We start from the raw sequence: 19686 nt of genomic DNA, 5'->3' as shown, positions 1-19686 counted from the left end.
CCCCCCCCCCCGCCGGCCCCCCCCCGCCCCCCCCCCCCGCTTCCATACCCGACCTGCCCTGACCTGAGGAGCGAGAGATGACCGAGCTGACCTGCACCGAGCGCCTTGTGATCCCGACCTTCAACGCCGAGTTCGTGCCCGAGGAGGACGGCGGGCCGTGCACCCAGCCGGCGGTCGCCCGCGTGGTGATCGAGCACGACGGCGAGAAGTGCGGGGACGGCGGGCTGTGCCTGTTCGACCCGGAGGAGGGCCTGGAGCTGGCCCCGTGGACGCAGGAGTGCCTGCTGTGCGCCAACCACCTGCACGAGCACGAGGCGGCGGTGGCCGAGCGCGGCGAGCTGGTGGGGGAGACGCTGACGCGCCTGTGACGACCGACGAGAGCCGCCCGGGACCCCGGGCGGTCTCGACCTGTTGGAGGGAAACCGATGGAGAGCAAGAGGGTGCCGGACGTGCCGGCACTGCCGACCGGCGGCGGTGCCGCCGAGGCCGCCGGGTAGGGCGGCGTGGTTCACGTGGAGAAGGTCGACGTGCCGGAGCGGCCGAGCCGGGGCGCGTGGTCGTCGGTGTGGCTGGCGTTCAGTGCCGGCATCGCGGCATCGCTGGCGGCGAACATCGCGCACGCCGGTGCCGGTGCCGTGGCGCGTGCCGTCGCGGGGTGGGCGCCGCTGGCGCTGCTGCTGTGCTCGGAGGTGATGACGCGGGTGCCGCCCCCGCGGCACACCTGGCTGCGGCGCGTGCAGATCGCCAGCACGGTGATCGTCGCCGGGGTCGCCGCGCTGGCCAGCTACCGGCACATGACGGGCCTGGTCCTGGAGTACGGCGAGGACGGCCTGACGGCGAGCACGCTGCCGCTGTCCGTCGCCGGCCTGGTGGTTGTGGCGTCGATCGGGCTGGTGGTGCTGTCGCAGCAGCGGCGCGAGGCGGACGCGGCCGAGCGTGCCGCCGCCCTGGCCCGTGCCGCCGAGCGGGAGGCGTTCCTGGCGTCCGTCGGCGCGGCCCCGGTGCCGCCGCCCCCGGTGCCGGTGCCGCAGCGCGAGCCGGAGCCGGTGCCGCCGGCCGCCGTGCCGGAGCCCGAGCCGGTGCCGCGTGCCGACGAGCCCGAGCCCGTGCCGCTGCCGGACCCCGAGCCGGAGCCGCTGCCGGTGCCGCCGGACCCCGAGCCGGTGCCGCAGTCGGCGTGGGTGCCGCTGCCGTCGCTGGACGTGGTGGTGCCGCCGGAGCCGTGGCCAGCCCAGCAGCCGGTGCCGCCGCCGGACCCGGTGCCGCCGGACACGGCTGACGAGAACGCGGCGGCCCGGAAGGTGTGGCGGGACTCGCTGGCGGCCGGTGAGCCGCTGACGGGCAAGGCGCTCGGCGACCGCTTCAAGCGCAGCGAGCGGTGGGGCCGGAACCGGATCAAGGAGGCCCGGGGCGAGCTCCAGGCCGAGCAGGAGGCCGGCGGCGGCGTCGCCGGCGAAACCGACCAGCAGGAAGCCCGGGTGCCGGTCGGCGCCGGGGTCCAGTAGAGGAGGAGAGACAGATGGTGTCGATGGCGATGATCCAGGCCGCGCGGGCGGCGCAGTTCCCCAGCGACCCGTACGCCTGGGTGCTGACCCGGGACCGGGACCACGAGCTGCACGGCACGTCGGAGTCGGAGGTCGGGACGGCTGGCCCCGGGCAGGCGACCGAGGAGATGTTCGAGCGGGCCCGGACGCAGGGCCGCCGGTTCCGACTGCTCGACGAGGGCGACATCGACGAGGGCGCGATCGCGGACGGGAAGGACGTCGACCCGGACGAGCGCGGCGTGGTGTACGAGGGCCTGATCTGGACCGAGGGGGAGCCCGGCGGCGAGGCCGACTTCGGGCCGCTGTACGACTTCGGCACGCCGAACTACGGGTGCGTCGAGATCCAGTACCGCGAGGGCGACCGCTGGGTTTCGCTGTAGTGGCGAGCCGTCCGGTCGCAGTGGTTGAATGTGACCGGCCTCGTCCCACGATGCCGTGCGGTGTGCGGGGCCGGTCAGGAGAGCCGTCGGGGGACAGCGAGGCCTGACCGGACCCGCAACCGACCAAGAGCCCGGGACCTCGAGCAGGGGGTCCCGGGCTCTTTGTGTCCGCAGTTGTCCGAGTTGCCTGTGAGGTAACAGTGTCTGGAAGGCGACAATTGCTGCGGGTGACTCATACGTGCCCGTAGGTAGCACGGTGCGATGGAGCACTGCTAGCTTATAGGCCGGTCGAGTTCAGGCCGGCTTTTCGCGTGCTGGGGGTCCGATGCGTTGCTACGGGTACGACGAGACAGGACTGGAGATCATCGACGCCGAGGCGGCGGTGATCCGCGACGTCGTGAAGCGAGTGCTCGACGGGGAGAGTATGCGATCAACCGTCGCCGATCTGCGGGCGCGGGAGATCATGACGTCGGCCGGGCGGCCCTGGACCCAGCAGTCGCTGTCGCGGCTGCTGCGCAACCCGCGGCTGGCGGGCCTGCGGACCTACCACGGCGAGGTCGTCGGCAGCGGCTCGTGGGCGCCGATCATCGACGCGGCCACCCACCAGCGGCTGCTGGAGCTGCTGGACGCTCCGGAGCGCAAGCAGCCGGGCGCGACGAACGTGCGGAAGTACCTGCTGTCCGGCGGGTTCCTGGTGTGCGGCTACCCGCTGCCGGATGAGCACGGGCCGGGCACGCACATCGACGGCAAGCCGCTCTACACGCAGCCGAGCAACAGCGGCAAGCGCGGGTACGTCTGCCGGGCCGGCAGCCCGAGCTACGGGTGCGGGCGCATCCGGATCGCGGCGGAGAGCCTGGAGGAGGAGGTCGCCGCCCGGGCGCTCGCGCGGCTGGCGTCGCCGAAGGTGCGCGCCCGGCTGGAGCGCGCGGTCGGCTCGGCGCTAAGCGGCGAGGGGACGATGCAGGCGGTTCTGCAGGCGATCGACGACCGTCTCGCCGAGGCCGGCCAGGCGTACGCCAAGCGGGAGATCAGCCTGGTGACGCTGACGGCGATCGAGGCCGAGGCGAAGCGCGAGCAGAAGCAGCTGCGCGAGCGGCTGGCCCAGGCGCAGCGGTTGCAGGCGCTGCCGGCGACGACGCCGGAAGGCCTGGCCGAGTGGTGGATCGACGCGCCGCTGGAGCGCCGCCGCGAGCTGCTGGCGCTGGTGCTGGACCGGATCGTCGTGAAGCCGGCGACCCGGGCGGGGGCGACGCAGCTCGACGTCGACCGCCTGGAGTTCGTCTGGAAGTGACCGGTGAGTAGTTTCCTCCGCATTGTTCTATCGGCGCGGGGTGCCTCGATGTAACAGGGCGCTGCCGCGTGGTGCGTGAAAAGTATTTGCCGAGTTCGGTTCCGCCCTGTTTTTTCCGGCCACCGTCTGCATAGGATCATCTGCGTTGATCTTTCTTAAGGCTGCCTTAGCCGCCGGCTGCCCTGTGGGGCCGCAGTGGGATGGTTAGTGCATCGAGACGGATGACGGGGAGCTGAGACGTTGTACCGGAAGCGCGAGATCGAGGTCCAGACGCTGGCGGAGCGGATCGAGGCGGAGCTGGCGTCGGGGCGGGCGGACGACGCCGACCTCAGCGACGAGCAGGCGGAGAAGGTGGCGGCCGTGCTGCGGCCTGAGGCGCCGGTCGAGATGCTGTCGAGAGTGGCCGGTCGGGCGGTGCGGCGCACGGTGCGGCGCACGGTGCGGACGGCTCGCAGCATGGCGGCCGCCGGCCCCCTGGCCCCGACGCTCCTCGCGGCGATGGTGTCCTCGACGGCGATGGCATCGTGAGGCGCTCCACGGTCCGGCGTACATAAAACATTGACGGCAAGATCGTCTTTTGACTACAATGAATGTGTACCGCTTGGTGCGCCCCGTTCACTGTGGAGGAAGACGATGGTTGCGAGTGTGACTGCGAAGAAGCCGGCGAAGCCGGTGCTGCGGACGATCCCCGTCGGGAAGATCGAGGCGGACCCGGACCAGCCGCGCAAGCAGTTCACCGAGGAGGAGCTGGCCGAGCTGGCGGCGTCGATGAAGAAGCTCGGCCAGCTCCAGCCGGTCGCCGTGCGGAAGCTGGCGAAGGCGGGCACCTACCGCCTGGTCGTCGGCGAGCGGCGCTGGCGGGCCGCCCAGCAGGGCGGCATCGAGGAGCTGGCCGCGATGGTCTGGGAGATGGACGACGAGGCGGCGTTCATCGCGCAGGTGGCGGAGAACGTCAACCGGCAGGACATGACGGCGATGGAGGAGGCCGCGGCCTATGCGCGCCTCGCGGACGCCGGCTGGGAGGTCGAGGCGATCGCCGAGCTGTTCGGCAAGAGCCAGCCGTACATCGGGTGGCGGATCGACCTGCTCGGCCTGATCGACGACGCGAAGCAGCTCGTGGCCAAGGGGCAGCTGCAGGTGGGCGTCGCCTGGTACGTGTGCCGGCTGTCCGCCGACCAGCAGCGGCGGTTCCTGGTGAAGTGGGCGCGCGGCGAGTTCTCGTCGGCGCGGGACGCGGAGGCGTTCGCCAAGGCGTGCAAGGCGGCGGAGGACCAGGGCGGGTTCTTCCAGCTCGACGAGGCCGAGCACAGCGAGGAAGAGCAGGCGGAGGTGGTCGCCAAGCGGAAGCGGGTGACCAGCAAGATCGACCGCCTGGCGGCGGCCGGCGAGATCCTGGCCGAGCTGGCGCAGCTGGACGAGGTGGAGCTGGCGAAGCTGCTCGCCGGCGCCGACGGCGGCGTGGCCGCGTACCGGCAGCGGGTGGACCACCTGCGGACGGCGGCGGGGAAGGTGTCGGCGAAGCTGCGCAAGGCGCAGGCGATCGCGGCGTCGGTCAAGGTGGAGCTGGACCCGGAGGTCGTGGTGGAGGTGCCGGCCGAGCTGATCGATGTGACGCCGGTGCCGACGGTGCCGGTCAACGACGGGTCGATCAAGGTGGACCCGAACTGCGAGTGGGAGGGCCACGCCGACGCGGTGGAGGAGTATGGCTTCTGCTCGGTGTGCCAGCACTGACCGGTGAGAGTGGACGCCCGGCGGGCTGACCCGCGGGGCGTCCTCGTCTGTCCGCTCGCTGGCTGTCGGGGCGCAGTGGGAGTGCGTATGCTCCGGGCGTGGGCGCCTGTTCGCGTGGGGCCGGCTGATGCCGGTCATCGGGCCGATCGAGCTGCCGCCGTGCGGGGTGTGCCGGCGGGGCAAGGTCAGGGTGCGCCGAGGCGAACGCGACCCGGTGGTGCTGTGCCTGGCCTGCGACGGCGGGCCGCTCGTCGAGAAGGCCCGGAAGGTGCTCTCCGACGATCAGCGGCGGGCTCTGAACCTGTGAGGCGGCTTCGCCGTGGGCGTCAGCTGTACGGTCGCAGTTTGACTGTGCGTGTTCTGTCCGATACAATGTCTATGTACAACCCCCGGCTGTTGGAGGCGATCGGTGCGAGGCGAGTGGTCACAGTCCTGTGGGCGTGGCCGCTGCCGTCTGGGCCGGCCCGCCTGCGGCAGGCGATGCGACGAGCGCAGGCCGAGCTGTACCGGCAGGCGCGGATGCTGAACGCGGTCCCGCTCGGACCGGCGGCCTTCCGGGTCGCCCGACGCGCGGTGTTCGACAGCCAAGCCGGTCCGGCGCTCGTCGCGGAAGTCAGGGCAGCCCAGCTGCCGAAACCGAACGGAGAGGGGACGAGTGTGTCCGCAAGCTGTACGGCCGCAATGCCAGATTGCGGCCCGCGTTGCGTGAGGGGTGAGGCCCGATGAGCCTCACCGCCCAGCAGGAAGAGCAGGCTCGCCAGGTGAAGGCGGCCCTGCCGGGCTACCTGGCGGTGCGGGAGATGGCGGCCGCCGTGCTCCTCGCGGCCGGGAAGGACATTGGGCTGCGGCTCGACGAGCGCGACGCCCGGGACCTGGCCGAGGCCGTGGTCGACGCGATCCACAAGGGCGCCGAGGTGCGCGGGATCGCGTTCGCCTGCGACGTCGCCGACATGGAGCTGGCCGCCCACCACCGGTACCTGCTGCCGCCCTCGCGGGCGAAGGCGGAGGCCGGTGACCCGCTGGCCCGCGCCGTGCTGCACGACCTGGAGAAGTACGTCGAGGGCGCGAAGAAGCTGCGTGACGAGCTGGTCGAGCGGCTGGCCCGGGGCGGCGGGCAGTGGATGGCCGAGCGGCAGAAGGTCGTCGCGGTGGTGCCGATGCCGACCCCGGACAAGGGCCAGCACCGGGCCGGGGCCAAGGTCGCGGCGTAGTGGCCGACGACCCGAAGACGGCGCGGGACCGGGCTCTGGCCCGGGCCCGCGCCACCCGGCGCGAGACGGGGGCCGAGCCGCCGCCGCGCCGGGGGCGCCCGACGGTGGCCCGGCCGCCGGCGGACGCCCCGCCGGTCGACGACCGGGTGGCGACCCTGGCCACGAGGTACCTCGTCGACGGCTACAGCGCCGGCGAGGTGGCCGAACGGCTCGGGGTCGACCGCGGCTGGTGCCGGGGGATCGCCGCCCGGCTGCGAGGGAGGAGGTAGCCGATGCCTGACCAGGTGGCGGCCAGCCCCGACGAAGAGCCCGTGGAGTGCGAGGACTGCGGACGTCCGCTGCGGACGAAGCGGGCTCGCGCCGAGCGGGTCGGACCGAAGTGCCGCATCAAGCGGCTACTGATGGAGGGAGCAGCGTGAGCGTGATCCTGAGGCACGAGGGCGGGATCTACGTGCCGAGGGTGGAGGCGAAGGCGGTCCTGCCGCTGCCGCCGCTGCCCGACGCCCAGCCGGTCGACGTCGCCCACGGCGACGCGATCGTGGAGCTGGAGCTGCTGACCATCCAGGGTCCGCCGTCGGTGGTCGCGTCCGCGCTGGACGCGCTGGGCGCTCACCTGGACGAGCTGGTCCCGTTGATCGGGAAGCTCTACTACGACCACGAAGAGCCTCAACATGGAGGGTGAGTTGCAGCTGTACACGAACCGCTACCAGCGGTTCAGCCCTGACCAGGGCGCGCCGGTCCGGACGACGGTCGGCAAGCCCCGGTTCCCGTTGCCGTACGACCTGGCCGGTTTCGCCCGGCTGCTGGCGCCGACGTACGGGATGCTGCGGATGCAGCAGGGGCCGTACCGGCACATCTACCTGGAGCGGCTGGAGGCCGCCGGGGTGGACCTGATCTCCGAGCAGTTCGCGGAGATCGCCGACGCGGCCGATAGCGACCGCCTGGTCCTGCTCTGCTTCTGCGACCTGAACGTGCCGCCGCCGGACAACTGGTGCCATCGGCGCATGTTCGCCGCGTGGTGGGAAGACCAGACCGGACACGAAGTGCGCGAGCTGGACCGGCGGCGCGAAACGCCGGCAGCAACCCTGTTCTGACGACGAAGGAGTTCACGTGGAACTGACTCTTGAACGACCGGAGGCGAGCGTGCCGCTCGACCTCAACCCGGACCTCCAGCCCGGCGAGCCCGGGTACTTCTCGGGGGAGTGGCTGGAGTACCCGTACGACGGCGGCCGCCGGTTCGAGTCGGCGTACGCCGGCACGCTGGTCCGGCGCTGGAACGGCTGGGCGGTGTGGTCCTGCACCCGCGACGTCGCCGCCGCGGTGGTGACCGACCAGGAGCTGTCCCGGCGGCACAACCGGGTGCTGCTGGCGGCGCACGGGATGGCCGGCGACAAGCTGGAGCGGTACCTCGACCAGGACGTGCCGCCGATGCGCTGGGAAGGCGACACGATCGTGGTCGACCGGAAGGCGCTCGACGAGGAGGACCTGCGCATCGAGCCGGACGAGCACGGCCGGTACGTTGTGATGGGCGGCCACTGGATGTGGGAAGAGGTGCCGGTCGACGCGGCCGACACGGTGCACGGGGTCGCTGAGCGACTGTAGCCGTACAGCTGGGGGCCGGTCCGATGGGCCGGCCCCCTTCGCTTGGGCAAGATCAACGGTGATCCCCGGGGGATCACGGCGGGGAACAGAGGGCTACAAGCGGCCACAAGGGAGCACGAGTAGACACGAGCTGAGCAGCGCCGATAGAATATTTGCAGCTCAACGGGTTGGAGCTGCGGGGTTCAAGTCCCCCCTCGGACACCAGAAGATCAACGGTGCGAGCCAGTGCGGCTCGCACCGTTTGTGTTTCCGGGTGGTTGTCAGCCGCAGGCCGAGTTGGCGATAGGCCGGGGAACTTGCCGCTGCGCGTCCGGGTCAACTAGTGACGCTCTGGAGAGCACTTCCTTCACACCGAAGAGGTCACTGGTTCGATCCCAGTATCGCCCACCATCGATATACGCAGGTAGGAAGCCCGTCGCCGGAGCCGCCGGTAACGGGCTTCTCCGCTGTTGCCGCTTAATTTGGGAGCAGTTTGGGAGCAGGCCTCGGAGGCACCCGCCGTTGCCGCACCTGGAGTAGTGGCCCTCTAGGCGGGCGCGCGAACCCGGGGCCGGAAACTCCTCCGGCTTTGGGTTGAACGTGGCGGCCGGATAGCCTGCCGCGGTTGGCAGTCACCTCGGGCTGCGTCATCTGTTGGCGGAGCGGTAACGGGTGATGATGATCAGCGCAACGGTGGCAGCAGCAGCTGTGCCCGCGACCGTGAGCAGCCAGAGCCCAGAGCCCACGCTGATCTGGGTGGCGGCGCTCGTTCGCCTTCCCGATGCCCAGAGGATCATCCCCACCGACCTGCTCGCTGCATGTCCGCCTCCGTCGGCTGCAGCTCGGCAATCTTCAAGGCCCCGATTCCGAGCAATCCGGTGGCGGAGAGGCCAGCAGAGACCGGTGCAGCGGCGGGCGTCCGCTGGCCCCGCAGAGCCAGTCCGCCGTAGACAGTCACCACGAGGCCGAGCCCGGCAGTGATCCAACCGTCCGAACCGTCGACCCAGGACACGGACATCTTGCCCAGGATCGGTCCGCTGACCTTGGCCCAAGGCATGACCGAGCCAATGACGGCGGCAAGGCCGGCGCCCAGCATGAGCCACTCACGGACCGGCGGGACCGTCCGAGTACGGGTGTAACCGGTCTGGCGCGACATGCCGAGCCTGGATGGCTCGGCGGGAAGGACAGCAACGTCCGAGATCATCGAATCGACGGTCAGCGCCGCGGCCTCCGGCTAAGGCCAGAAGCCACCGGGCCGACTCCTCCGTCGAGGCGGATCTAGAGCGGTGGCCTAAGGCCCAGGGCGGTTAGGACGATATGTAGCGGATGAGGCTCCTATTCGCCCGCCTGACCTGGATTCTTGCCCTGCCTCGTCCAGCCAAGGAACCTTCCGAACAGGAGCATGTGATCTGGCCCAGGCTCGGGGTTGAGCTTGCGCAGCTCGTCCGCGGCCTCGCCGAGCATGGACGCCAGGTACACGCGCAGCGCTACTTGATCGTTTGCGTACTCCGCCGAGAGTCTCAACCGAGCCTCCCCGCACGGCCACGGCTGCGCGCAGTCTCGACACAGCCATAAAGGGCGGATGGGTAGATGCTCACGCATGCCGGCCGCCTTTCGCGCGGTACGCCTGTCCTCTCGTGAGCCCGTTTCCCACCCACATGATCTCGGTCTGCTGATTCCAGTGGGGCGAGTCGGCCCGCCTGGGCGGCTCGACCCGCTGAGGCTCGACGGGCACGGGAAGGCGCTTGTCTGGGCACGTCTTCCACCTCAGTCCGCAGGAGCAATCGCGGCGGAACCAGCGCCGCCACACGGGCCGATGGATGGGTGCGAGCGGCACGGGTTTGGGTGCTCTCCTCCTGGGCATGCGCTGACTCTCGCCGACGGGTTTACGACTCGTCAAGGGGGTAGGGTGACGTGTCGTAAACAGCCCCGGTCGCATGGTCGGCACTGATGACCGGGGATGTAATGGCCATGGCCGAGATCGCGGCCTTCCTCGGTGTGTCCAGGCAGCGAGCGAACACACTCGCCGACCGTCTCGACTTCCCTGAGCCGATTGCGCACCTGACCGTGGGGCGGGTGTGGGCGACGGCCGACATCCGGGCCTGGGCAGAGAAGCGCCGCAGGGAGCTTGAAGGCGAAGCTGGCTAGACCCGTCGCGCGCCAGCTCTCCGCCCTGTGCCGGGCAGGGCTCGTAATCCACCTCGGGGGTTGGGCCAGGCGGTCATCGGCTCGTTCGTCGACCGCAGCGCGTCTTCAGGACCCAGTCTCTTGTGGCCGGGTTGGACGAGCTGTGGCTCCAAGTGCAGCAGAACGGAAGTTTCCAGTTCTCCGGCGTGCGCGTCGTCTTCGCCGGCGGTGCTCATGCCTGCGGGCGAGTCCTTGAAGGACTGACTAGGTCATGGCAAAGTATGCGCAGGATGAGCGTAACGATCGAGGTATTTTGGAATGAGGAGCCGCAGGAGCTGTCTGAGAGGCAGTTTCTCGCTCAGCTTAAGGCCGACCTAATTTCGCGAGGCGTATCGACGATCATCCTCGTAAACTTCTTCACGGCAAATGGTTCTCGCCAGGTCGATTTTCTCATTATCACTGACCAGCATGTGTGCCACGTCGAACTCAAGAACTATACGAAACCCATTGTCGGACAAACGAATGGACCTTGGTCTGCGCGACAGCCCGACGGCAGCCTCGAGGTCATCGATCGCCAGAACCCGTACACTCAAGCGGTCACCTGTCGGTTTGCCCTCAGCGACGACATGCACTCGCTTATCGAGAAAGACAAGAGCGTACCGCCCCTGATTGGTAGGAAGTTTTACACACAGTTCGATAGCGTTGTGTGTGTCTACCCTCGTTTAGAAGAGGGCTCGGAAGTTCCGGGCGACTACAAGGCGAGGACCCTCGGCTATCCCGAATTCCTGGACTTCTTGACATCGCCGGGCGCCCGCCCAACCTGGAACCGCGAACACTGGCTTGCATTTGTTCGGATGCTGGCGCTGACGAACGCCGTCGACTCCGTGACGAAGCAAGATCTTTCCGTGGCTGCGGCGATCGAGCTGATCGAGAACTACCGGCGGCGGTTACGCGGCTTCTACGGCACTGGGCTCCACGAACTCGTCCCATTGCCCGCCAGTGTCGGCTCCGAACTGACGGTAACCGTCCGGGCTGACAGCGTGCTCGCCGCAGCAAGGCATCTCCAGCTCGTTGGACCGTCGGGAAGCGGAAAATCACATCTCGCTAAGCACACCGCGCTGGACAAGGCTGCGGAAGGCCACGTTCCGGTTTTTATTGCCGCGGGTGCCTATGAGGGCCGGCTATCGTGGACGCTCGACCGAAGTGTAGCCCGGTTTTCCTCCGTCACGGCTGGAGAGTTGTTTAAGGCCGCGACTGTCGCCCACCAGCAAGTTCTGCTCATCGTCGACGGCTTCAACGAATGTCCGCAGCCCTTCCAGGAAGCCCTGCTCGGCGACTTGAGCGCGCTTTGCCTGCGCATACCTGCTTGGACGTTGCTGACGAGCCAGGCCCCAATCGCCTCGCCCGAGGTCCTCCAAGGCGAGAGCATGTGGCTCGGGGACCTGGCAGAGGGTGATCGTCGGGCGATACTCGCGTCGTATGGGGCACCGGAGATCCTGTCACTCTGCGATCCCTTCACGACGGCGTATGAGCTTGCGATCGCTGCCGAGTGCGCCGCCGAGTTGCAAGGCGCGCCCACAACAGCGGAACTGCTCGCCGCGTTCGTTCGGAAACGGCTGAGGACGGCCGGCTCGCCAGCGCATACCCGCGGGGCGCTACGAAGGATCGCGCTCGCCATGGACGAGCAGCTCGTGACGTCGCTGCCTCTCGATGAAGTGTGGCGGGTCGTGGAACGATACGCCGCCGACGTGTCCGCACCAGCGAACGTGATCGACGACGTGTTCGCTACCACCCTGGCGGCGACGGATCAGGGCAGGTTCGCGTTCTCGCATGAACTCATCGGCCGGTTCCTAGCCGTTGAAGGCTTGGCGCTGCAACACCCCAATCCCACCGATCTCGCCGCCGAACTCCGTAAGCCCCGGCATGAAGACCTCATGCCGCTGGCCGTCCAACTCGAAGGAGACACCACCCGGCTGGATCAGTTGCTCACCGGTCTCGCTCAGTACGACTTGTATGTGGGCGCCATGCAAGCTAGCCACGGCGCGCTTGCCGCCCGCGTGACGCGCGAGGCCACGGTGCGGCTGCTTGACGACGTCACTCGTGGCCTAGAGCAGACGACGTTCACTGTTCCTTCCGAGTACAAGGTCGAGGTAGTGGGAGGGCACCGGGTCACGGCCAACGACTTGGCGCTCCTGTCGATGGTCGGTATTGCAGTACTACGCGGTCACTTTGTCGCCGAAGTAGCCAGACTGCTGGACGCCACCGACGCGGCATGCCGGCGATCCTTCGCGGCGCAAGGTGCTGCCGGGAAGCAGCCCTCGATGTCAACGATCGTGTCGGCTGTACTGTTCGGCTTGGGCAACGCCCGCAGGGATGTAGCCGCGGCCATCATCATTGAGGCTTGCCGCATGGGCCGCACGAGCCTTGACCGCCGCTTGTGTTGGGACGGGGCCGCCGAGATTAGCGACGATGGCTTGGCCCTACTGGTGGATGGCGCAGGCCCACAGACGCCTGGACGGCTGCTCCTGCTGTGTGAGGTGCTCCACGCGGTCAATGGGCTGCGGACAGCAGCGCTGGCGGCACGCGTATTGCGAATTTGCTGGAGCACCCCTGCGTATCACGTGCGGCTCGAAGCGCTCGACATGATCCTTTCGTTCGTCATGGCGACCGACGGAGAACCCGAGCGCGAGGAGATCGTCGCCGTCCTCGAAGGACTTCACACCGACCACATCATGTTGTCCAGCCTGCTTCTCGAAACCCTCAACGCCTACGGCCTCCTCGACCTACCAGAAAAACATGACCACATCGCGGCTGAGATCGAGGAGGTACTGGAGAACCCCACAGACAGGCAGTACCAGGAGCGAGCGTACGGCATCTTTTCGAGCCAATTTGAAGATATTGTCGGTCCACCATATTTCGCCGCATTGGAGGCGCTTGCGCCGGAGCGGCGGGTCGCGCTACTTACCGTTGCCGCGCTCGGCGCGACGTCGGACAGCTTCTGGCTCGACACGTTACTCAAGGAACTAATTAGGGCGGCTGATCCACAGACGCTACCGGCTTTCCAATACTGGGCCAGCCACTTGGATACCGAAACACCTTTCAAGCAGGGAGTCGGTGCCAGTTACATGCTCGCGATGGCCGGCTGTGCGCTCTTTCTCGGTGAGCCACCGCAGCTACTCAGTTGCCGCACGCAAGCTGAGGAGGCTTGGCAGTGTTACGGTGGCATCGTTTTCTGGCTCCACAAGAAAGGGCTATCGACAGAAGAGGTCGCTGCACGCTGCGAGCCGTTGTGGAGAAGGCTGGAGGCTGACCTACTGCCGGCAGCCGCCGATCCAATGTACTGGTTTACGACCGCGGGCAGCACGCTGATCAGTGGCGGGCCGCCACTGCTTCAGTCTATTGCGACAACCTTTCCCGGCAAGATTCGGGACATTTTCGAATGGAGCCTGACGCATCGCACTGAGTTAGTGGCGATCTTCCAACACGCGTTCGGAGACCGGGATATCCGTATCGTGAGCATCCTCGAATCGGTGGGCGATGCCGGAACAGTGGAACTCCTCAAGCGGTATGTGGAAGATCCGGAGCTTGGGCGGGTGGCGGTTAGCGCGATACGGAGGCTGCAAAGCAGGTGACGCCAACAGCCTCAGCTTCACCGTCCGCTTCGATCCCCATCCCATAGGGCCACTGATGCGGCGGCCGGGGGTGTACGGCGTCGAGTTTTGCCAGCACGTCGCGATGGTGGCCGGGCGGCACGAACTGATCCGGGGGCGAGCCTGTGAGCATGGGGCTCGGTTCCGCTGGGCCGGTGTCGAGCCGGGCCTGTGGCCTTTCAGGACTTCGTGTTCAACTGCGCACCGCGCTCAGCCAGGTAGGCGACGCACTGCCGCCCGAGTTCGGTCAACGTCCACGCGCCGCCGGTGTACCAGACCAGCGTCTTCGTCCGGGTGTCCGTCGCCATACCTGCGGCCGCCAGTTTGCTGATCAACGCGTCGAACGCCTCGCCGATGCCCTCGTCGGCGGCCATCACATGCTCAGCGTGCCAGCGTCCCTCCACCCCGTTCGGGTTGGGCTCGGACAAGATCTGGAGCAACCGCAGGTGGGGTCTCTGCAGGTCGCGCACGGCGTCGAAGACCATGGCGGCAACGTCAACATTCGCGCCGTCCCGGGCGCCACGAACGAAGATGCTCGCGAGGAGATCGATCTTCCAGCCATCCAGCGCCCGCGACGCAGACTCAGCGACCTGAGCAAACAACTCCAGCGTGCGCGGGTCCTCCATGGCCTCTCGGAGCACGTCCTCGGCCGGTACGCCCGCCTCAGCGGACACTGACTCGGTGAATTGCTTCACCCTCTCCACGCGGTCGGACCAGAGCCGGTAACCTACGCCGACCATGGCCTCGGCGACCGAGCCGGCGGCTACTCCGACGCTCCCGCCTACGGCGGTGGCGGCCTCTGGTGGCAATTGAGCAGCGATGCCAATCATCGTGCACGTTGCCGCAACCGCCGGGGCCACCGCGCCACCGTTCGCCCACTGGCCGGCGACGCCGGCCGCTCGCCGAGCAATCTCATCCACGACTAACAGTGTGCTGGGCTACCGCAAGCCCCGATCGTGTCGGCACCGGGATTTGGGGGCAGACGCCGGGGCGAGGCCCGATGATCGTCGGCCAGCGGGCTTTGCCGCGGAGATGCACCTGCACTGGCTCGTGCGGTGCACGGTCCTCTAGGAGGCGGAGGGTCAGTGCCAGCTTCAGCATCCTCTTGCCAGGCTCGGCCGGGCCGGTGGTCGTCGAGGCGCTCCCAGCTACCGTCAGGCGGAACAGCAGGGCGCGAACGCAATACAGGGTCGGCGCTCCCGCAAGGTTGGTGGTGTACCAATAATTGTCATTACGTGGTGGAGGACGCGGTCTTTCCGGTCGGCTTGGCAAGCTGGTTGGGGAGGGGTTTCTCGGTGGTTGTCGCGTGCTGTTGTGCATCGTCGGATGCCTTCGGCGAGGTCTGATCCGGCTGTGGGCCATCTTGGGAGGAGATCGCCGTGGACACGAGGCTCGGGGCTACTGGTTCGACGGGTTGGGGCTCGTCGGAGGATCTGAGCCGCGGGGGCGCCGGCATCCAGGGTTTGAGGTTCTGAATGACCTGCTCGTAGAAGTCGTCGACGGCTCTGAGGAGCGAGTCGATGAATGCCCCTCGGCCGGTACCGCGCTTCGAGCCCGCCGCAGAGACTTGCGCGATGCGGAAGGACCGCAGTTCCTTCGTGGGGTCGCTGATCAAGGTCGTCGGGTCACTCCGGACCACTCGGAGAAGTTCAACGTTTCCTGGCCCTCGGCCATGCATCGTGAACGCCTCGATCCGCACGTTGTCCGGGGCATCTTTAAGCTGGCGTATCAGCCAATTGACCCGGGTCGCGGGTCTGCCCGCGCGCGGCGCATCCACATCAACGTGACAGACGATCTTGGCGGCACGCAGATCGGCCGTGATGTAGAGCGAGCCGATGGCGCCCGGGATCTTCAGCCCTGCGGTCATGAGGCCGGTGGACGCCAACTGCGTGACCAGCATCTGGGTTCGGCTGGCGGGATCGGCCAGTTCTCGGCGGGTAAGGGCAGGCGTGACCTCCGTGCCCAGTCGCCGCCCCAACTTGAGGCCGGCGTAGCGCACCAGGGCGTCGAACCGTCCGGCGATCTCGGTGACAACGGAGTCGGTGGGCCGCAGCGTGCCCGCGCTGACCGCCTCCCGCACCGGCACCCATGCCGGGCCCATGTCGTTGAACTCCATAGCCCCGGACCGAGGATGTTCCAGGTATCGGATCAACTCGCCAAGAACCCACGCTTGGTCAGGGTCTGCGACGCCGCGATATTCCTTCTGCATGACGGCTGCCGTGAGGATCTCGCTCCACGGTAGGTGGTGAAGTGTCACCCTCTTGAGCTTGCGTCTGTCGACCGGCGTCGGATGCTGGCCCGCGACGGGAGGTATCTCGTTGGAGACCGTGATCAACGCATCGAAGCCCTCGTCTCTAGCCACATCCAGGTAGCGCTCGAGCTGCTCTGACTGCAGCTGATTGCTGCCTGTCTTGACCTCTACGAGCGCGGTCCACTGGCGCTGGCCGCGGGTGACCCGGATGAGGCCGTCGGGGAAGCACTGCTTGTCGCCGTGCTTGAAGGGAACCTCGATAAACGTCTGCACGGGACCGGCTGGCGCGCCCAGCGGCTGGGTGAGGGCTCGACCGAACTCTCGTACGGCGGTCATTACCGCGAGCAGTGCCGACGTCGCGCGCCGCTCCTGCTCTTCAGCGCCGTTAATCCCAGACGTGGGGATGAGACGGGCGGTAAGCCAGGTGTCCTCCGGCATGGATCACTCCTCGTAACGGGGGTTTCACGCAAACTACACCTAAGGTGCATGGAGAAAACGGACCGACTGAAGCGACGAGTGCACAGGAAAGCCGACCGATTCGGACGTAGAGCAGGGGCATAGGGGCGGACGGTGACCACTGGTACCCGCCGGTCCCTCCTATTAGGTCGTACGCGACTGCAGGGTTTTTGCTTCGGCAGGGCAGGAGGTGGGCCAGGTCGGGGAGATAGCAACGCATCTGGACGCGCAGGCCGAGGCGTTCCGCAGCCGGCCTCTTGGCAGCGGGCATTACACGTTCTTGTGGATGGGCGGGTTGACGATCAAGGTCCGGGACACCGGCCGCCCTGAACGTCCACGCTCTCGTCGCCGTTGACGTCATCGGAGATGGCCGACGCGAGGTTCTCGGCCTGGACGTCGCCTCAGGCGAGGACGGAGCCGGTTGGTTGGTGTTTCTGGCGGTCGTTGACCGCCCGCGGCCTGTCCGGCGCGTAGCTTGTGATCTCCGATGCTCACCGCGGTCTCGCCATCCCGATCGGCGCCGCACTACCCGGTCCCAGGTCACAGGGGTCGGCCCGGACCAGCTACCTGCGCGAGCTGCTGATCAAGGTGCCCAAGCCGACGCAGCCGTGGATCGCCACCCTCGTGCGCTCAATCTTGGACCAACCCGACGTCGACGCGGTCCGAGCGCCAGTCGAACCGCAGAGGTTGATGGCGACGGTCATCATGGCTTTGTGGCGGCGGTGGAAGCGTGGTTCCTTGGCGGACCGGTCGACGGACGGCTGATGCCGGTGGAGACGACTGTTGAGGGCGACCTGCCAGAGGTGGTGAGGATGCCTCAGGGCGGGCTGTATGTCGGTGCATCCGAGGTTGCGGCGTCGGCGGCTGAGCACGTGTACGTCCTGGGCGATCGTTTCGACGACATCCACGTCTACCGGTACCAGCGGACCGACGAGGCGTAGGCCGATGGGTACCGATGGACTCATCGGGGACCAGTAAGCCCCTCTCACCTGGTTGCGGTGCGCCCCGGCGACCTCTACCTGCGGACCGAGCATTGCTGCGATACCAGGTTGGCGAGTGAGGCCTGAGGTTCCGTCTCGGCCATCACCTCGCCCGCCACGCCGACGCGGCTTGGGACGTGGACGCCGAGTACGACCGGCAACTTGCGGGATGGCAACCAGTGGTGAGCCGCTCGGGTGCAAGCCCTGGCGGCACATGAGCAACGAGTCGGCGTAGCTGGCCGTGCGCAGCGGCGGTCTGCGCTAAATAGCGGCGAAGCGAGCGACGACCGGTGCGTGATCTGGCACGACGGCAGCCTGACGGCTGCGGGTGGAAGCGCCGATGGAGGTGATGTCGTCGACCAGAGAGTCGATGCTGGCCAGGCGCAGTTGTAGGTCGCGGGTGGCGAGGATGTGGTCGATGAGCTCGCCGCGGCCTTGGTAGATGCGGGAGTAGGCGCGGGCTGGGGGCAGACGGCGTCCGAGGTTGTACACCCGCACCGCGTCGCCCTTGTCCGGGCGGTGAATGTCCCCGTCGGCGGGACCTTCCAGCAGGACAGTGGTGACGGCGTCCGGTCCGTCGTTGAGATCCCCGCACAGGATCGTCGGCATCCCGGGCTGCCCGTCGACAGCGGCTCCGGCCAGAACGTCGTTGAGGTGTACGCGGAGGGCGACGGCTTCGGCGGTGCGGCGCAGCAGGGCGTAGCCGGCGCCGCGCGCGCGTTCGTCTTCGTTGACGGGGTAGCGCCTCCCGCCCGGGTAGGTGAGTAGCTTGCTCTTGAGGTGGGCGGTGAGCAGCCGCAGCCCTGGGCCGCCGCGGTCGACGTGCACCTGGACCGCTCCGCGGCCGAGCGCGGTGAGTGTCCCGTCATCGACGTCGGGGACCGCCGGCAGGCCGGCCTGCGGCAGCGCGACGATCTGCGCTTCCTCGGTGAGGGCGTGCCGGGCGAGGACAGCGACGCGGATCCCACGGCCGTCCGGGTGCGCCGACACGACCGCCTGCCACGGGTCGCCGAGGGCTGCCCTGAGATCTTCAGCCGCTGCCGGAGGGCCGATCTCCTGCAGGGCGACGACGTCCGCGCCGGTGCCGGAGATGAGGCCGGCAAGGTAGGCGAGCTTCGCGGCGTAGGTCTCCGCTGCCGAGGTGTCGGTGCTGTCAGGCCTGAACAGGTTCTCCACGTTCCAGGTCATGACGATCAGGTCGTTGGCCACCGTCGCCCCCTGCGTCCAGGTGTGCTACCAGCCTCAGGTCGCACTGTAGGACGCCGTTCGAGCATGGATTGCCTCTGCGTCGCCATGTCGACAGCGACGAGCAGGGTGGCACAGAAGGGCCTGCCACAGCTGCCGACGGCGCGACGCGGACGAGGGGTCGGTTGGGACCAATCTTCGCGGAAGGATCCTCACCTCTTTACGGAGATGACCGTCGATTGACATGCTCGCTGGAGATGGTCGCTGTCCACCGCGGTTGCCAAGGAGGCCTGCCATGCGCGTCATCCGACGATCCGATCGACCTTCACTGCAGCGACGTGTTGCCGCGACGGCCGTCGCAGCCCTAACTGGCGCCTGCCTGGCCGCCGTCAATGCTCAACCGGTCCTGGCAACGCCTCCCGGCATCCCATCCAAGGCGACCGCGCAGTCGCAGCTCAACGCATTGACGGTGGCGGCTCAGGGCTCGACGAGCGGCTACTCCCGCGATCTGTTCCCGCACTGGATCACCATCAGCGGTACCTGCAACACCCGCGAGCAGGTCCTCAAGCGCGACGGTACCTCCGTCGTAGTCAACAGCTCCTGCGCGGCTACCTCCGGCCGCTGGTACAGCCCGTACGACGGCGCCACCTGGTACGCGGCCTCCGACGTGGACATCGACCACGTCGTACCCCTGGCCGAGGCGTGGCGCTCCGGCGCCAGCTCCTGGACGACCAGCCGCCGGCAGAGCTTCGCCAACGACCTGACCCGCCCCCAGCTGATCGCGGTGACCGACAACGTGAACCAGTCCAAGGGCGACCAGGACCCGTCCACCTGGCAGCCGCCGCTGTCGTCGTACCGGTGTACCTACAGCAAGATGTGGATCACTGTGAAGTACAGCTGGGGCCTGAAGCTGCAGTCGTCGGAGAAGTCCGCCCTGCAGAGCATGCTCAACACCTGCACCTCCTGACCGCGCAGTTCCGGCCGGCGGCGCTGCCCTCTGAGACGCGACCGCCAGCCGGACCCTCTCCGTCACTAGGGCGGGGACGAGGCGGCGTCGCTGGCTTGCTTGCGCCAACTGCCGCCGGCGTCGGCGGCGAGGAGACGCTGGATCATCGCGAGGGCTTCGGGCTCGGTGTCGAACTCCCACCGCAGCACCCGGCCTGTCTCGCTGTCCCCGGCGCGGGCGACGACCTTCCATCGGACCTGGCGGGTCAGCCACACGTCGCGGCGGCCCAGGCGCCCCCAGATCCCGTTCCACCATCTTGCCGCCACGTCCTCCACCACGGCATCGTACAAGTG

Annotated in this window: 24 protein-coding genes and 1 pseudogene; 19 read left to right on the top strand and 6 right to left on the bottom strand. The window is 68.1% G+C overall.

Annotation, left to right across the window (positions count from 1 at the left end):
• Positions 1 to 77: 77 nt before the first annotated feature.
• From SLP03_RS24830 to SLP03_RS24770, 13 genes are all read left to right on the top strand, one after another.
• Positions 78 to 368, top strand: coding sequence for a hypothetical protein (locus tag SLP03_RS24830; protein ID WP_319463041.1), 291 nt, complete (start codon positions 78 to 80; stop codon positions 366 to 368).
• 135 nt (positions 369 to 503) lie between these two features.
• Positions 504 to 1505, top strand: a complete 1002-nt coding sequence (locus SLP03_RS24825; protein ID WP_319463040.1) for a DUF2637 domain-containing protein — start codon at positions 504 to 506, stop codon at positions 1503 to 1505.
• A gap of 14 nt (positions 1506 to 1519) precedes the next feature.
• Positions 1520 to 1924 carry a hypothetical protein gene (locus SLP03_RS24820; RefSeq protein ID WP_091105796.1) on the top strand — a complete coding sequence of 135 codons (405 nt, stop codon included), beginning with the start codon at positions 1520 to 1522 and terminating at the stop codon, positions 1922 to 1924.
• Between the two features lie 325 nt (positions 1925 to 2249).
• Positions 2250 to 3215 carry a recombinase family protein gene (locus SLP03_RS24815; RefSeq protein ID WP_319463039.1) on the top strand — a complete coding sequence of 322 codons (966 nt, stop codon included), beginning with the start codon at positions 2250 to 2252 and terminating at the stop codon, positions 3213 to 3215.
• Positions 3216 to 3455: 240 nt separating this feature from the next.
• On the top strand, positions 3456 to 3743 hold the full coding sequence (locus SLP03_RS24810) for a hypothetical protein (RefSeq protein WP_319463038.1): 288 nt from the start codon (positions 3456 to 3458) through the stop codon (positions 3741 to 3743).
• Positions 3744 to 3860: 117 nt separating this feature from the next.
• On the top strand, positions 3861 to 4946 hold the full coding sequence (locus SLP03_RS24805) for a ParB/RepB/Spo0J family partition protein (RefSeq protein WP_319463037.1): 1086 nt from the start codon (positions 3861 to 3863) through the stop codon (positions 4944 to 4946).
• Positions 4947 to 5073: 127 nt separating this feature from the next.
• Positions 5074 to 5253 (top strand): hypothetical protein, encoded by a 180-nt coding sequence (locus SLP03_RS24800; protein WP_319463036.1) that lies wholly within the window; start codon positions 5074 to 5076, stop codon positions 5251 to 5253.
• A 415-nt stretch (positions 5254 to 5668) separates the two neighbouring features.
• The gene (locus SLP03_RS24795; RefSeq protein ID WP_319463035.1) at positions 5669 to 6157 is read left to right on the top strand and encodes a hypothetical protein; all 489 of its coding nucleotides are present in this window, start codon (positions 5669 to 5671) and stop codon (positions 6155 to 6157) included.
• Complete coding sequence (locus SLP03_RS24790) at positions 6157 to 6426, top strand: hypothetical protein (protein ID WP_319463034.1); 270 nt, start codon at positions 6157 to 6159, stop codon at positions 6424 to 6426. Before SLP03_RS24795 ends, SLP03_RS24790 begins: the two co-directional genes overlap by 1 nt.
• 3 nt (positions 6427 to 6429) lie before the next feature.
• Entirely contained in the window at positions 6430 to 6576 is a 147-nt protein-coding gene (locus tag SLP03_RS24785) for a DUF6011 domain-containing protein (RefSeq protein ID WP_176737432.1), read from the top strand.
• The gene (locus tag SLP03_RS24780) at positions 6573 to 6839 is read left to right on the top strand and encodes a hypothetical protein (protein WP_319463033.1); all 267 of its coding nucleotides are present in this window, start codon (positions 6573 to 6575) and stop codon (positions 6837 to 6839) included. Before SLP03_RS24785 ends, SLP03_RS24780 begins: the two co-directional genes overlap by 4 nt.
• 1 nt (position 6840) lies before the next feature.
• Positions 6841 to 7251: a hypothetical protein gene (locus SLP03_RS24775; protein WP_319463032.1), complete on the top strand. Its 411-nt coding sequence runs from the start codon at positions 6841 to 6843 to the stop codon at positions 7249 to 7251.
• A 16-nt stretch (positions 7252 to 7267) separates the two neighbouring features.
• Positions 7268 to 7759: a hypothetical protein gene (locus tag SLP03_RS24770; RefSeq protein WP_319463031.1), complete on the top strand. Its 492-nt coding sequence runs from the start codon at positions 7268 to 7270 to the stop codon at positions 7757 to 7759.
• A 772-nt stretch (positions 7760 to 8531) separates the two neighbouring features.
• Here SLP03_RS24770 and SLP03_RS24765 read toward each other — a convergent pair.
• Positions 8532 to 8942, bottom strand: a complete 411-nt coding sequence (locus tag SLP03_RS24765) for a hypothetical protein (RefSeq protein WP_319463030.1) — start codon at positions 8940 to 8942, stop codon at positions 8532 to 8534.
• 767 nt (positions 8943 to 9709) lie between these two features.
• On the opposite strand from SLP03_RS24765, the gene SLP03_RS24755 reads away from it, so the two are divergent.
• Positions 9710 to 9886, top strand: coding sequence for a hypothetical protein (locus SLP03_RS24755; protein ID WP_319463028.1), 177 nt, complete (start codon positions 9710 to 9712; stop codon positions 9884 to 9886).
• On the opposite strand, the gene SLP03_RS31745 is transcribed toward SLP03_RS24755, so the two are convergent.
• Complete coding sequence (locus SLP03_RS31745; RefSeq protein WP_413644744.1) at positions 9883 to 10101, bottom strand: hypothetical protein; 219 nt, start codon at positions 10099 to 10101, stop codon at positions 9883 to 9885. The two genes, SLP03_RS24755 and SLP03_RS31745, sit on opposite strands and share 4 nt — an antisense overlap.
• Here SLP03_RS31745 and SLP03_RS24750 point away from each other — a divergent pair.
• Entirely contained in the window at positions 10018 to 13497 is a 3480-nt protein-coding gene (locus tag SLP03_RS24750) for an NERD domain-containing protein (protein ID WP_319463027.1), read from the top strand. The two genes, SLP03_RS31745 and SLP03_RS24750, sit on opposite strands and share 84 nt — an antisense overlap.
• A 197-nt stretch (positions 13498 to 13694) precedes the next feature.
• Here SLP03_RS24750 and SLP03_RS24745 read toward each other — a convergent pair whose 3' ends face one another.
• Positions 13695 to 14435, bottom strand: a complete 741-nt coding sequence (locus tag SLP03_RS24745) for a hypothetical protein (protein WP_319463026.1) — start codon at positions 14433 to 14435, stop codon at positions 13695 to 13697.
• Between the two features lie 311 nt (positions 14436 to 14746).
• Positions 14747 to 16204 (bottom strand): stress response protein, encoded by a 1458-nt coding sequence (locus tag SLP03_RS24740; protein ID WP_319463025.1) that lies wholly within the window; start codon positions 16202 to 16204, stop codon positions 14747 to 14749.
• Positions 16205 to 16412: 208 nt separating this feature from the next.
• Between SLP03_RS24740 and SLP03_RS24735 the strand changes: the two are divergent.
• The 3 genes and pseudogenes from SLP03_RS24735 to SLP03_RS24720 all read left to right on the top strand — a co-directional run.
• Positions 16413 to 16602 (top strand): annotated as a pseudogene (locus tag SLP03_RS24735) (transposase); the annotation flags it as partial.
• Between the two features lie 97 nt (positions 16603 to 16699).
• Positions 16700 to 16987, top strand: coding sequence for a transposase (locus SLP03_RS24725; RefSeq protein ID WP_319463023.1), 288 nt, complete (start codon positions 16700 to 16702; stop codon positions 16985 to 16987).
• Positions 16936 to 17163 (top strand): hypothetical protein, encoded by a 228-nt coding sequence (locus SLP03_RS24720; RefSeq protein WP_319463042.1) that lies wholly within the window; start codon positions 16936 to 16938, stop codon positions 17161 to 17163. The genes SLP03_RS24725 and SLP03_RS24720 overlap by 52 nt, the downstream gene beginning before the upstream one ends.
• Before the next feature lie 300 nt (positions 17164 to 17463).
• Here the strand turns inward: SLP03_RS24720 and SLP03_RS24715 are convergent, their stop codons facing one another.
• A complete protein-coding gene (locus tag SLP03_RS24715; protein ID WP_319463022.1) occupies positions 17464 to 18411 on the bottom strand; it encodes an endonuclease/exonuclease/phosphatase family protein in 948 nt (315 codons plus the stop codon).
• Positions 18412 to 18682: 271 nt separating this feature from the next.
• On the opposite strand from SLP03_RS24715, the gene SLP03_RS24710 reads away from it, so the two are divergent.
• Positions 18683 to 19354 carry an HNH endonuclease family protein gene (locus SLP03_RS24710; RefSeq protein ID WP_319463021.1) on the top strand — a complete coding sequence of 224 codons (672 nt, stop codon included), beginning with the start codon at positions 18683 to 18685 and terminating at the stop codon, positions 19352 to 19354.
• Between the two features lie 65 nt (positions 19355 to 19419).
• On the opposite strand, the gene SLP03_RS24705 is transcribed toward SLP03_RS24710, so the two are convergent.
• A complete protein-coding gene (locus tag SLP03_RS24705) occupies positions 19420 to 19668 on the bottom strand; it encodes a hypothetical protein (protein ID WP_319463020.1) in 249 nt (82 codons plus the stop codon).
• Between the last annotated feature and the right edge of the window lie 18 nt (positions 19669 to 19686).

Source organism: Micromonospora sp. RTP1Z1 (genome assembly GCF_033804685.1).
Lineage (GTDB): Bacteria > Actinomycetota > Actinomycetes > Mycobacteriales > Micromonosporaceae > Micromonospora.
This window is presented reverse-complemented; position numbering and strand designations above follow the sequence as displayed.

Bases quoted from the DNA above. Each gene is read 5' to 3' on its own strand.
- SLP03_RS24795 (WP_319463035.1), top strand. From the start codon at position 5,669: ATGAGCCTCACCGCCCAGCAGGAAGAGCAGGCTCGCCAGGTGAAGGCG.
- SLP03_RS24765 (WP_319463030.1), bottom strand. From the start codon at position 8,942: ATGATCTCGGACGTTGCTGTCCTTCCCGCCGAGCCATCCAGGCTCGGC.
- SLP03_RS31745 (WP_413644744.1), bottom strand. From the start codon at position 10,101: ATGAGCACCGCCGGCGAAGACGACGCGCACGCCGGAGAACTGGAAACT.
- SLP03_RS24820 (WP_091105796.1), top strand. From the start codon at position 1,520: ATGGTGTCGATGGCGATGATCCAGGCCGCGCGGGCGGCGCAGTTCCCC.
- SLP03_RS24755 (WP_319463028.1), top strand. From the start codon at position 9,710: ATGGCCGAGATCGCGGCCTTCCTCGGTGTGTCCAGGCAGCGAGCGAAC.
- SLP03_RS24830 (WP_319463041.1), top strand. From the start codon at position 78: ATGACCGAGCTGACCTGCACCGAGCGCCTTGTGATCCCGACCTTCAAC.
- SLP03_RS24800 (WP_319463036.1), top strand. From the start codon at position 5,074: ATGCCGGTCATCGGGCCGATCGAGCTGCCGCCGTGCGGGGTGTGCCGG.
- SLP03_RS24710 (WP_319463021.1), top strand. From the start codon at position 18,683: ATGCGCGTCATCCGACGATCCGATCGACCTTCACTGCAGCGACGTGTT.
- SLP03_RS24740 (WP_319463025.1), bottom strand. From the start codon at position 16,204: ATGCCGGAGGACACCTGGCTTACCGCCCGTCTCATCCCCACGTCTGGG.
- SLP03_RS24785 (WP_176737432.1), top strand. From the start codon at position 6,430: ATGCCTGACCAGGTGGCGGCCAGCCCCGACGAAGAGCCCGTGGAGTGC.
- SLP03_RS24815 (WP_319463039.1), top strand. From the start codon at position 2,250: ATGCGTTGCTACGGGTACGACGAGACAGGACTGGAGATCATCGACGCC.